The 11,556-nt window shown below is 76.0% G+C and carries 12 protein-coding genes and 2 riboswitches; of the genes, 3 read left to right on the top strand and 9 right to left on the bottom strand.

Annotated elements, in window-relative coordinates; translation table 11 throughout:
* Positions 1 to 101: 101 nt before the first annotated feature.
* From LG943_RS00845 to LG943_RS00830, 4 genes are all read right to left on the bottom strand, one after another.
* Positions 102 to 1,373 (bottom strand): serine hydroxymethyltransferase, encoded by a 1,272-nt coding sequence (locus LG943_RS00845; RefSeq protein WP_270070173.1) that lies wholly within the window; start codon positions 1,371 to 1,373, stop codon positions 102 to 104.
* Between the two features lie 4 nt (positions 1,374 to 1,377).
* Positions 1,378 to 1,758, bottom strand: a complete 381-nt coding sequence (gcvH, locus tag LG943_RS00840; RefSeq protein WP_270070172.1) for a glycine cleavage system protein GcvH — start codon at positions 1,756 to 1,758, stop codon at positions 1,378 to 1,380.
* Between the two features lie 179 nt (positions 1,759 to 1,937).
* Positions 1,938 to 3,059 carry a glycine cleavage system aminomethyltransferase GcvT gene (gene gcvT, locus LG943_RS00835; protein WP_270070171.1) on the bottom strand — a complete coding sequence of 374 codons (1,122 nt, stop codon included), beginning with the start codon at positions 3,057 to 3,059 and terminating at the stop codon, positions 1,938 to 1,940.
* Between the two features lie 45 nt (positions 3,060 to 3,104).
* A riboswitch (glycine riboswitch) is annotated at positions 3,105 to 3,202 on the bottom strand.
* A riboswitch (glycine riboswitch) is annotated at positions 3,203 to 3,302 on the bottom strand.
* 167 nt (positions 3,303 to 3,469) lie between these two features.
* Positions 3,470 to 4,525 (bottom strand): 3-deoxy-7-phosphoheptulonate synthase, encoded by a 1,056-nt coding sequence (locus LG943_RS00830; RefSeq protein WP_270070170.1) that lies wholly within the window; start codon positions 4,523 to 4,525, stop codon positions 3,470 to 3,472.
* A 537-nt stretch (positions 4,526 to 5,062) separates the two neighbouring features.
* Between LG943_RS00830 and pip the strand changes: the two genes are divergently transcribed.
* Both pip and LG943_RS00820 read left to right on the top strand, forming a co-directional pair.
* A complete protein-coding gene (pip, locus tag LG943_RS00825; protein WP_270070169.1) occupies positions 5,063 to 6,019 on the top strand; it encodes a prolyl aminopeptidase in 957 nt (318 codons plus the stop codon).
* An 87-nt stretch (positions 6,020 to 6,106) separates the two neighbouring features.
* A complete protein-coding gene (locus tag LG943_RS00820; protein WP_270070168.1) occupies positions 6,107 to 6,298 on the top strand; it encodes a ferredoxin in 192 nt (63 codons plus the stop codon).
* Here LG943_RS00820 and LG943_RS00815 read toward each other — a convergent pair.
* A complete protein-coding gene (locus LG943_RS00815; RefSeq protein WP_270070167.1) occupies positions 6,282 to 7,490 on the bottom strand; it encodes an NAD(P)/FAD-dependent oxidoreductase in 1,209 nt (402 codons plus the stop codon). The genes LG943_RS00820 and LG943_RS00815 overlap by 17 nt on opposite strands.
* A gap of 134 nt (positions 7,491 to 7,624) precedes the next feature.
* Positions 7,625 to 8,608 (bottom strand): asparaginase, encoded by a 984-nt coding sequence (locus LG943_RS00810; protein ID WP_270070166.1) that lies wholly within the window; start codon positions 8,606 to 8,608, stop codon positions 7,625 to 7,627.
* A 217-nt stretch (positions 8,609 to 8,825) separates the two neighbouring features.
* Between LG943_RS00810 and LG943_RS00805 the strand changes: the two genes are divergently transcribed.
* A complete protein-coding gene (locus LG943_RS00805) occupies positions 8,826 to 9,779 on the top strand; it encodes a 3'-5' exonuclease (protein WP_270070165.1) in 954 nt (317 codons plus the stop codon).
* Positions 9,780 to 9,803: 24 nt separating this feature from the next.
* Here LG943_RS00805 and LG943_RS00800 read toward each other — a convergent pair whose 3' ends face one another.
* From LG943_RS00800 to LG943_RS00790, 3 genes are all read right to left on the bottom strand, one after another.
* The gene (locus LG943_RS00800) at positions 9,804 to 9,998 is read right to left on the bottom strand and encodes a hypothetical protein (RefSeq protein WP_270070164.1); all 195 of its coding nucleotides are present in this window, start codon (positions 9,996 to 9,998) and stop codon (positions 9,804 to 9,806) included.
* Between the two features lie 149 nt (positions 9,999 to 10,147).
* Positions 10,148 to 10,768, bottom strand: a complete 621-nt coding sequence (locus LG943_RS00795) for a TetR/AcrR family transcriptional regulator (protein WP_270070163.1) — start codon at positions 10,766 to 10,768, stop codon at positions 10,148 to 10,150.
* A gap of 72 nt (positions 10,769 to 10,840) precedes the next feature.
* A complete protein-coding gene (locus LG943_RS00790) occupies positions 10,841 to 11,539 on the bottom strand; it encodes a biliverdin-producing heme oxygenase (protein WP_270070162.1) in 699 nt (232 codons plus the stop codon).
* Positions 11,540 to 11,556: the final 17 nt, after the last annotated feature.

Here is an 11,556-nt window from a genome sequence, read left to right as displayed (position 1 = left end):
GGGCCCCCCGGGGGGGGGGGGGGGGGGGGGGGGGGGGGGGCCGCCGGCGGGGGGGGGCCGGGGGGGCGCCCCCCCCCCCCGCCGAGGAGGGCGGAACGCCCTTACAGGTCCGCGTAGAGCGGGCGCCTGCGCACGAGCGCGGCCACGCGGCCGCGCAGGGACTCCGCGTCGTACTCCGGCTTGAGCGCCTCGGCCACGACGTCGGCGACCTCGGTGAAGTCCTCCTCGGTGAACCCGCGGGTGGCCAGCGCCGGGGTGCCGATGCGCAGGCCGGAGGTCACCATGGGCGGGCGGGGGTCGTTGGGCACCGCGTTGCGGTTGACGGTGATGCCGATCCCGTGCAGCCGGTCCTCGGCCTCGCGCCCGTTGAGCTGGGACTCCACCAGGTCCACCAGCACCAGGTGGACGTCGGTGCCGCCGCTGAGGACCTTGACGCCGGCCTCGACCGCGTCGGGCCGCAGCAGCCGCTCGGCCAGGATCCGGGCGCCCGCCAGGGTGCGGCGCTGCCGCTCGGCGAACTCCTCGCCCGCCGCGATCTTCAGGCACACGGCCTTGCCCGCGATCACGTGCTCCAGCGGTCCGCCCTGCATGCCGGGGAACACCGCGGAGTTGATCTTCTTGCCGAACTCCTCCTTGCTCAGGATGAGCCCGCCGCGCGGACCGCCCAGCGTCTTGTGGGTGGTGGTGGTGACGATGTCGGCGTGCGGCACCGGGCTGGGGTGCAGGCCGGCGGCCACCAGGCCGGCGAAGTGCGCCATGTCCACCAGCAGCAGCGCGTCGACGCTGTCGGCGATCTGGCGGAACCGCGCGAAGTCGAGTTGGCGCGGGTAGGCCGACCACCCGGCGACGATCATGCGCGGCCGGTGCTCCTTGGCCAGCGCCTCGACCTCGTCGTAGTCGACGGTGCCGTCCTCGGGCCGCACGTGGTAGGCCACCGCGTTGAGGATCTTGCCGGAGTAGTTGAGCCGCATGCCGTGGGTGAGGTGCCCGCCGTGGGCCAGGTCGAGGCCCAGGATGGTGTCGCCGGGCTGGAGCAGCGAGAAGTACACCGCCGTGTTGGCCTGGGCGCCCGAGTGCGGCTGCACGTTGGCGTGCTCGGCGCCGAACAGCGCCTTGGCGCGGTCGATGGCCAACTGCTCCACCACGTCGACGTGCTCGCAGCCGCCGTAGTAGCGCTTGCCGGGGTAGCCCTCGGCGTACTTGTTGGTCAGGACGGTGCCCTGGGCCTCCAGAACCGCCCGGGGGGCGAAGTTCTCCGAGGCGATCATCTCCAGGGTGCCGCGCTGGCGGGCCAGTTCGGCGGCGACGGCGTCGGCGACCTCGGGGTCGACCTGGGCGAGGGACTGGTCGAACGGGCTGGGCTGGGAGGTCATCGGGTTACCCCTCTCCTTCGGTCAACTGCGTGTACTGCTCCGGCGAGAGGAGGTCGGCGGGCTCCTCGGAGACCTCCACCTTGAACAGCCACCCCTGCCCGTAGGGGTCGGTGCCGATCACCTCGGGATCGGCCACGGCCGCCTCGTTGACCGCCACGACCTCGCCGTTGACGGGGGAGTAGAGGTCGCTGACGGACTTGGTGGACTCCACCTCACCGCAGGTGTCACCGGCCGAGACCGTGCCGCCGACCTCGGGAAGGTCGACGTAGACGATGTCGCCGAGCGCCTCGGCGGCGTAGGCGGTGATCCCGACCGTGGCGACACCGTCGGCGACGGCCACCCACTCGTGCTCGCTCGTGTAGTGCAACTCCGCGGGAACGCTCAATTCAACTCTCCAGGAGGTCGTGGTGGTCCGTGGGCGGGCCGGCGGCCGCGCGGCCTCGGCGCGCGGTGCGGGCGGGTCCGGGTGCGGACCGGAGCCGGTTCCGCGGGGACGCAATAGATTCTGCCGGGTGACGGGTGCGGTCCGCACGTGCCCCGCCCGGTCGCGGCGGGGCGCGCGGGTCAGCGGCCGCGCTTGTAGAAGGGCAGGTCGACCAGGTCGACCTCTTCGGCGCGGCCGCGCACGTCGACGCTGAAGGCGCCCGAGCCGGAGTCCAGGCCGGCCTCGACGTAGGCCATGGCGATCGGCTTGCCCAGGGTCGGCGAGGGGGCGCCGCTGGTGACCGAGCCGACCTCGCGGCCGTCGCACAGCACCGGGTTGCCCCGGCGCAGCGGGCGGCGGCCGCGCGCCACCAGGCCCACCAGGCGGCGGGCGGGACCGGCCTTCGCGGCGGCCTCCAGCGCCGCGCGGCCGACGAAGTCGCCGGGCTTGTCGAGCTTGACCACGCGGCCCAGGCCGGCGTCGTAGGGGGTGGTGCCGGGGTCGAGTTCGTTGCCGTAGAGCGGCATGCCGGCCTCCAGGCGCAGGGTGTCGCGCGCCGACAGCCCGGCGGGCACCAGGCCGTGCGGCTCGCCGGCCTCCAGCAGGGCCGCCCACACCGCCGGCGCCTCGGTGCCGGGGGTGAGGAAGATCTCGAAGCCGTCCTCGCCGGTGTAGCCGGTGCGGGCCAGCAGCGCCGGGCGCCCGGCGACGGTGTGGCGGTAGCCGGCGTAGTACTTGATGGTGTCGAGGTCGGCGTCGGTGAGCGGCGCCAGGATCGCGGCGGCGGCCGGGCCCTGCACGGCGATCAGCGCGTAGTCGGCGGAGCGGTCCTCGACGCGGGCGTCGAACCCGGCGGCGCGCTCGGTCAGCGCGGCCAGCACGGCGGCGGCGTTGGCGGCGTTGGCCACCACCAGGTAGTCGTGGTCGGCCAGCCGGTAGACGATGAGGTCGTCCAGCACGCCGCCGTCGGCCGCGGTGATCATGGTGTAGCGGGCGCGGCCCACCGCGACCTGCGAGAGGTGGCCCACCAGCGCGTAGTCGAGCAGGTCGGCGGCCTGGGGGCCGGTGACGTGAATCTCGCCCATGTGGGAGAGGTCGAACAGGCCGGCGCGTTCGCGTACGGCGGTGTGCTCGGCGCGCTCGCCGGTGTAGCGCAGCGGCATCTCCCAGCCGGCGAAGTCGACCAGGGCGGCCCCGGCGCGCCGGTGGACCGCGTGCAGCGGTGTGGTGCGGAGGGCGGGCCCCTGGTTGGGCGCAGTCATGGTCGCTCCCGAGAGGATGGACGTCGATTCGACATGGCGCTGCCATCCTCCCCCTCTGTCATCGGAGCCTGAGAGCTTCGCCGCGCGCGAGGCGGCTTGCACCTTCGGCGAGGGGCGCACGCGCCCCTGCTTTCCAGAGTGGTCTTGACCGCGCGGTCCGGCGCGCCTGAGAGGTTCTCTGGGGAGGAATTGCTCCTTCGGCGGCCCGTGCCGGCTGCACGGACTCTCTCCCGCACGGCTTCAACGACCGCGCCCAGCCTAGCAGCGCGGCCCCGCCGCGAACAGGAGGCGGCGGGTCCGGGCACGCGAAAGCCCCCGCCGGCCAGGACCAATGCCAGGGCGGGGGCGTGTCAGGTCGCCGCGCGGGGCGGGCACGCGGTGTGCGGCGCCCGCCCCGCCCGGCGCGGGGCTCAGGCCGCGCGGCGCTTGCGGACCGCCTCGGCCAGCACGCCCAAAACGTCCTCGGTGGTGGACCAGCCCATGCACTTGTCGGTGATGGAGCGGCCGTAGACGAGTTGGGCGGGGTCGCCGAGCTTCTGCGCGCCCTCCTCGATGAAGCTCTCCAGCATCACGCCGACGATCCCGCGCTCGCCGCGGGCGACCTGGGCGGCGATGGACTCGGCCACGCCGGGCTGGCGGGTGTGGTCCTTGCCGCTGTTGGCGTGGCTGGCGTCGATCATGACGCGGCGCGGCAGCCCGGAGCCGTCGATGACGCCGAGGGCCTCGGCGACGCTGTCGGGGCCGTGGTTGGGGCCGCTGCGCCCGCCGCGCAGGATGACGTGGCAGTCGGGGTTGCCCTCGGTGACCACGACCGAGCCCTGGCCGGCGGGGTCGACGCCGAAGAAGGTGTGGGAGGCGGCCGCGGCCCCGCAGGCGTCCACCGCCACCTGGACGTCGCCGTCGGTGCCGTTCTTGAAGCCCACCGGCATGCTCAGGCCGCTGCCGAGCTGGCGGTGCACCTGGCTCTCGGTGGTGCGGGCGCCGATGGCGCCCCAGGCCACGGCGTCGGCGATGTACTGCGGGGTGATGGGGTCGAGGAACTCGGTGCCGGCCGGGACGCCGATGGAGCCGATGTCCAGCAGCAGCTTGCGCGCGGTGCGCAGGCCGCGGTGGACGTCGTGACTCTCGTCGAGGCCGGGGTCGTTGATGAGCCCCTTCCAGCCCAGCGTGGTGCGCGGCTTCTCGAAGTAGACGCGCATGACCAGGCACAGGTCCTCGCTGAGCGCGGGGGCGAGCGCCTTGAGGCGCTGGGCGTAGTCGAGGGCGGCGTCGGGGTCGTGCACCGAGCAGGGGCCGACGATCACCAGGAGGCGGTCGTCGGAGCCGTCGAGCACGCGCTTGACCTCGGTGCGCGCGTCCTCGACCAGAGCGGCGCGCTCGGGGCCCATGGGGAGTTCGGCGAGCAGGTCCTGGGGGGCGATCAGCGGCTGGTAGCTGACGACCCGGGTGTCATTGGTGTTGGCCATGCGTTCTGAGTTCCTCTTCCCTCTGCCCTGCGGACCCACTGGAAACCCTAACGTGATCATGCCCCGGCGGCTTCCCCGGCGCCCCGACCCGGTGGCCCGCTTCGGGCGCCCGCGTGGCCGCGTCGATGCCGCGCCCACGCCGGTCCGGGCGGCCCGGTCGGCGGCCGGGTGACACCGCAGGCCGCAGCGTTGCGTGTGACCTCAGACACATTGTGTGGCGGGGGAAGGCCGCCGGGCCGGGCCGGACGGGCGTTTCCGCCGGTCCGGGCGGCGCCCGCGCACCCGCCCGGACCCGGGCGCGGCGGGCCTCCGGAACCGCCCGCGAGGCTGTGCGCTGCGGCGATGGTCACACCGCCCCGGTCGGCCCCCCGAGCCCCGCCCGCCGCCCCCGTGCCGGGCGGGCGGCGGCCGGTGCCGGGGGCGCCCGCCGCGGCGCCCGGCCGCCCCCGGCGCCACCCCCTCCGGCGCGGAATACGCCCGGTGGCGCCGGTTCTAGGATGGCCCCGGCCACACCTGCGACGAAGGAACGCCCTACCCATGCGCACGCTGTATCCGCCCATCGAACCGTATGACTCCGGGATGCTCGACGTCGGCGATGGGCACCGCATCTACTGGGAGCTGTGCGGGAACCCGGCCGGAAAGCCCGCGGTGTTCCTGCACGGCGGCCCCGGCGCCGGCTGCTCCGCCGACCACCGGCGCCTCTTCGACCCCGAGCGCTACCGGGTCCTGCTGTTCGACCAGCGCAACTGCGGGCGCAGCACCCCCCACGCCAGCGGCATGGACGTCGACCTCAAGACCAACACCACCTGGGCGCTGGTCGAGGACATCGAGCGGCTGCGCGCCATGCTCGGGGTCGAGCGCTGGCAGGTGTTCGGCGGGTCGTGGGGCAGCGCGCTGGCGCTGGCCTACGCCGAGGAGCACCCCCACCGGGTGAGCGAGCTGGTGGTGCGGGGGGTGTTCACCCTGCGCAACGAGGAACTGCGCTGGTTCTACCAGAGCGGGGCGTCGTTCCTGTTCCCCGAGGTGTGGGAGCGCTACCTGGCGCCCATCCCCGAGGACGAGCGCGACGACCTCATCGGCGCCTACGCGCGGCGGCTGTCCTCGCCCGACCGCGACGTCCGGCTCCAGGCCGCGCGGGCGTGGAGCGTGTGGGAGGGCTCCACCATCACCCTGCTGCCCAACGAGGCCATCCGCGCCCAGCACGCCGAGGCCGACTACGCGCTGGCCTTCGCCCGCATCGAGAACCACTACTTCGAGCACGGCGGGTTCTTCTCGCCCGGGCAGTTGATCGCCAACGCCGACCGGCTGCGCGGGATCCCCGGCGTGATCGTCCAGGGCCGCTACGACGTCTGCACCCCGGCCAAGACCGCCTTCGACCTGCACCGGGCCTGGCCCGAGGCGCGGTTCCACCTGGTCGACGACGCCGGCCACGCGTTCTCCGAGCCCGGGATCCTGCACCACCTGATCGAGGCCACCGACGCCTTCGCCCGCTGAGGGCCGGCCCCCGCCGGGGCCGGCCGCCCCGGTCTAGGCTCGGGTCCGGGCACGCGGACCCGCCGCGCCGAGCGAGGAGGAGCGCACATGCGCGTCACCGTCGACTACGACCTGTGCGAGAGCAACGCCGTCTGCATGGGGATCGCCCCCGAGGTGTTCGAGGTGCGCGACGACGACTACCTCTACGTGCTCCAGGAGGAGCCCGCCGAGGACCTGCGCCCCCGGGTCGAGGAGGCCGCCCGCATGTGCCCCAAGCAGGCGATCAGGCTGGACCGCTGACCTCGGCCAGCGCGTCGGCCCAGGTGGTGGGCTCGGCCAGCAGCCGCCGGTAGCGCATCACCTTGGGTGTGGAGCGCAGGCCCAGCACGCCCACCAGCATGCCCTCGCGGCCCAGGAACGCCACGAACTTTCGGTCCTCGGGCGAGCCGTGCACGACCTCCACGGTGTCGGCCGGCGCGGCCTGGCCCAGCAGTTGCACCTTCATGCCGTACTGGTCGGACCAGAAGTAGGGCACCGGTGTGAACGCCTGGCGGGTGCCCTCGCCCGCGAGCAGGTTGCGCGCGGCCACGGCCGCCTGCTCGCCGGCGTTGGTCCAGTGCTCCAGGCGGATCCGGCCGCCGTAGCGCGGGTGCGGCCAGTTGGCGAGGTCGCCGGCGGCGTAGACCCCGGGCACCGAAGTGGCGCAGTAGGCGTCGCAGAGCACGCCGCCCGCGCCGCCGGCCAGCGCCACCCCCGACCCCGCCAGCCACTCGGTGTTGGGCAGCGCGCCCAGGCCGGCCACCACCAGCGGCGCATCGATCGCGGTGCCGTCGGCGAGCCGGACGCGGCGGACGCGGTCGTCGCCCTCGAACCCGGCCACGCCCACCCCCAGGCGCAGATCGACCTTGTTGTCGCGGTGCAGTTCGGTGAACACCCCGCCGACGCGGGGGTCGACCACCCGGGTCAGCGGCGTGGGCGCGGCCTCCACCAGGGTGACCGCCAGCCCGGCCGCGCGGGCGCTGGCCGCGACCTCGGCGCCGACGAACCCGGCGCCCACCACCACGATCCGCTCGTGCTCGGCGAAGCCGGCCCGCAGCGCCTCGGCGTCCTCGGCGGTGCGCAGCACGTGCACCCCGGCCAGGCGGGTGTCGGGGCGGCGGGCGCGCGAGCCGGTGGCGATGACGACGCCGTCGGCGCGCACCGAGGTGCCGTCGTCCAGGTCCACGGCCCGCTCGGCCGGGCGCAGGCGCACTGCGGCGCGGCCCAGCCGCCACTCCAGCGCGAGCGCGTCGAACTCCGCGTCCTGGCGCAGGTCCAGGGTGGCGGGCGCGCCCTTGCCGGTCAGGAACTCCTTGGACAGCGGCGGCCGGGAGTAGGGGCGGCGCGGCTCGTCACCGATGAGGGTGATGCGGCCGTCGAACCCGGCCTCGCGCAGGGCCTCGGCGGCGTGCAGACCCGCCATTCCCGCACCGGCGATGACGATGTCGCGCATGCCCTGCCCTTTCCGGTCGGATCCCGGCCGCGTTCGGGCGGCCGGTGGGGTGGCCGGCCCCGCGTGCGCGGGGCGGTGTCGATGGCGCCAACAGCGCCGCCCGCGCGCCGATTCCCCCGCGCGGGCGGCCGGTTTCAGCCGCGGGGGCCGGCCTCGGGCAGCGGCCGGACCGCGCCCACGGGGGCGCCGCCGCCCAGCACCTCGGTCTCCAGCATGGCGCGCACGGGTTCCACGTCCACCCCCAGCGCGGCCAGCGCGGTGAGCCCGGCGGCGGTGCGCGCGCGGCCCAGCGGGTCGCCGTCGCTCATCTTGACCGCCACCGCCTCGCCGGTGGGCGCGGCGATCGCGATGACGCCCTCGGCGCCGATCTTGGACACCAGGCCGGGCAGGGCGCGCATCAGCCGGGTGTCGTCGCGGCGCTCGCCGGCCACGTACTCGGGGTGGGCGCGCATGGCGGCCAGGACCCGGCCCTCGGGGCTGTCGGCGGCGGCGCCGACCATGGCGCGCAGGCCGCGCGCCAGCCCCAGCAGCGACACGGCCAGTTGCGGCGCGCCGCAGCCGTCCACGGCGGTGTGGGCCACCGGCTCGCCGCACAGCCGCTCGATCTCCGCGCGCACCGCCGCCTGCACGGGGTGGTCGGGCGCCAGGTAGCCGGCGGTGTCCCAGCCCCGGGCCACGCAGGCGGCCAGCATGGCGGCGTGCTTGCCCGAGCAGTTCATCAGCACGCGGGCGGGGGAGCCGCCCGCACGCAGCAGGGCGTCGCGCTCGTGGCGGTCCAGCGGCCACTCGGCGGGGCAGCCCAGGTCGTCCTCGCTCAGCCCCGAGGCCGCCAGCGTGGCGCGGACCAGTTCGGCGTGGCGCGGCTCGCCGCTGTGGCTGCCCGCCGCGACGGCCACCTGGGGGCCGTGCAGCGGAGCGCCGGCCCGCAGCACCGCCGACGCCTGGAAGGGCTTGGCCGCCGAGCGCGGCAGCATGGGCGCGGCGACGTCGCCCCGGGAGTAGCCGATCTCACCGGAGGCGGTGAGCCCCACGACGGCCCCGTAGTGGACGCCCTCGCGAAAGCCCGAGCGGACCACCTCGACCAGGGGGGCGTAGGGCGGCGGCGCGGTCTCGGGCATGGGGTCTCCTCACAGGTCGGAACGGAAAAATCGGGGCCGGGACGGGTCGGGCGCGCGGGCGCCGGACCGGGGCCGGGCCGCTGCGGCACCGGTGTCCCACTGGATCGTCGCGGCCGTCGCAGCCATGGTGGCGCATGCCGCGCGGACCGCGCCCGCCGCCTCCTGGCATAGGGTCGGCCCGGTGGGACACCACCGCCGCGAGCGAGGCAGACGGGGGATGGGCGACGTGCTGGAGACCGAACCGGACACCGGGCGGGTGCTCCACATGGGCGGGCTGACCCGCCATCGGCGCGGGCCGGCGGCGGCCCGCGACCTGGAGTACGCGGTCGTCGACGTCGAGACCACCGGCCTGGACCCGCGCGAGGGCGCGCGGGTCTGCGAGATCGCCGTGGTGCGCATGCGCGGCGACGGCGCGGTGCTGAGCGAGTTCAGCACGCTGGTGGACCCCGGCGTGCCGCTGGGCGGGCAGGAGTTCCACGGCATCGGCGCCAGCGACGTGGTGGGCGCCCCCAAGGCCGCCGAACTGGTCGACGTGCTCGCCGAGCTGTTCAGCGGCGCGGTGGTGACCGGGCACAACCTCGACTTCGAGGGCAGGTTCCTGGCGGCCGAGCTGCACCCGGCGGGCCTGCCCGGCGAGCTGCCGGGCCTGTGCACCCTGCGGGCGCTGCGCGCCCAGGTGGACCTGCCGCGCTACTCCCTGCCCCGCGCCAGCCACGCCCTGGGCGGGCACTGGCCCACCGCCCAGCACACCGCGCTGGGCGACGCCCGCGCCTGCGCCCAACTGCTGGCCGAGCTGCTGGCCAACGCGCCGGGTCCGCTGCACTACACCGGCCCCGAGCCCCGCCCGCTGGAGTTCCCGCGCCGGCAGCGCGCGGTCGGCAAGACCCGCACGCCCTGGAGCGGGCCCGAGGGCGTGCGCGCGGCCCGGGCGAACCCCGAGCGGCCGCCGGCGTCCTGGCCGCCGCGCTGGCGCGAGCTGGAGCTGGACTTCCGGTCCTGCGGCGGCCGGTTCGACGCCGACCAGCGCGCGGCCGCCGAGCGCGCGGCCGGGCAGCGCGCCCTGGCCCGCGACGCGCTGGCGGGCGCGGCGGTGCTCACCGGGGTGCTGGCGGCGGCCGGCGCGGTGCGCCAGGCCGAGCGCGGGCTGCGCCGGATCGCGCGGCGCGGCTGAGCGGCCGGCCCCGCGCCGCCGGGCTCACACCCCCGACAGCGCCAGGAAGAACGCGATGATCAGGGCGCTGCCGCCGACCGTGGTCAGCGTGGCGCGCCCGGCCTCGGTGAGGCGCGCGGGCACCAGGTGGGGCGACCACGCCGGCTGGAACCGGGGGACGCGGTTGAACACGGCGACGGCGACCAGCGCGGCGCCGAGGAGGATCAGCAGTATGGACACCGGGGCGGCCCTTCCGGGGAGAACAGGCTGCTACGGTGCCCGATTCTGCCGCACCGCGGGCGTTGCCGCACGTGGGGACGGGGCCTGAAGCCGCCGGTGGACGCGCCGAAACCCGGCGGGGGCGCGCCGGCCCCCGGCCGCACCCCGCCTCACGCCAGCGGCGGCGAGGCGGGGTCGCCCTGGCGCAGGGCGCGCAGGGTGAACCCGGCCACCAGGCGGTGGGCGTCGGCCGGGGTGGTCTCGCCGCGCTGGAGGGGCACCCGCTGGGCGCCGACCATGGCCAGGACCAGGCGGGCCACCGGCTCGACGGGGACCGGCGCGAACTCCCCGGCCGCCACCCCGGCGCGCAGGATCTCGTCCAGCAGCGCGTGCATGGGCGCCACGTGGTCGGCCAGGGCCTGGTAGGCGTCGGGGCCCAGGCTGGCGCCGAGTTCGCCGGCCGCCGGGTGGGGGTGCTCGGCCAGGCCGTCGAGCTGGAAGCGGATGAAGGCGTCCAGGCGCTCGGCGGCGGAGGCGTCGCCGGCCAGCTCGCGGTGGTAGCGGTCGACGAACCCGCTGGTCACCCGCTCGGTGAAGGCGAGCAGCAGCGCGGGCTTGTCAGGGAAGTAGTTGTAGAGCGCGGTGCGGGTGATGCCCGCCTCGGCGGCGACCTCGGTCATGGAGATCTCGTCGATGCCCTGCACGCGGGTGAGCGCGGCGACGGCGTCGAGGATGCGCTCGCGGGTCTGCGCGCGGTGCGCCGCGATGGTGGGCGCGGAGATCTTGGGCATGGCACCCATGGTGGCACGCGCCGGCCGCGCCGGGCGGGGGTTCGCACCCGCCGCCGCCCGGCGCGGCCCTGCTCAGGCGGCGCGTCGGGCGTGGGCGCGGCCGAGGTCGGCCAGCACGTCGGCGTTGAGCCGGTAGGCCAGGCGGGTCTCGGCCACGACCCGCCGCCGCGCGGCGGCGTCGAGGTCCATTCCGTCCAGCCGGCGGCGGTAGCCCTCCTTGAAGCGGGGCAGGCTGCCCAGGCCGGGGAAGTCGAAGAACGCGGTGCCGGAGCCGGCGTCGATGCCGTAGGCGCGCTCGGCGGCCTTGCGGAAGAACCGCCCGCCGGAGAGGTCGCCCATGTAGCGGGTGTAGTGGTGGGCCACGTAGCGGGCGGGGTCGGCGGCGGCCGCCTCGACGCGGGCGGTGTAGGCGCGCGTGGGCGCGGTGGGGGCGATGCGGTCGCGCCAGTCGGGGCCGTAGAGCGCGGTGAGGTCGCGGTGCAGCGCGGGAACCCGGCGCAGGGCCGGGAAGTGGATCCGCCCGGCGACGGGGTCGGCGGCCAGCGCGTCGCCGACCTCCTCCAGGGCCGCGTACACGAAGTAGTGCTGGGCGAGCATCGCGGCGTAGGCCGCGCGCGGCAGGGCGCCCTCCAGCAGCGCCTGGACGAATCCGTGCTGCTCGGCGTCGCCGTGGTCGCTCCAGGTGGCCTGGCGCAGCTCCGCGGAGAAGGGGGCGGGTTCGGTGGGCTCGGTGTCGGGGGTGGGATCGGCGTCGAGGGGATTTGCGGGCACACGCCCTCCTTTGTCGC

The organism is Streptomonospora mangrovi, from assembly GCF_027604915.1.
GTDB lineage: Bacteria > Actinomycetota > Actinomycetes > Streptosporangiales > Streptosporangiaceae > Streptomonospora > Streptomonospora mangrovi.
The sequence above is the reverse complement of the archived record's forward strand: the minus strand, read 5'-3'. Positions and strand labels throughout refer to the sequence as shown.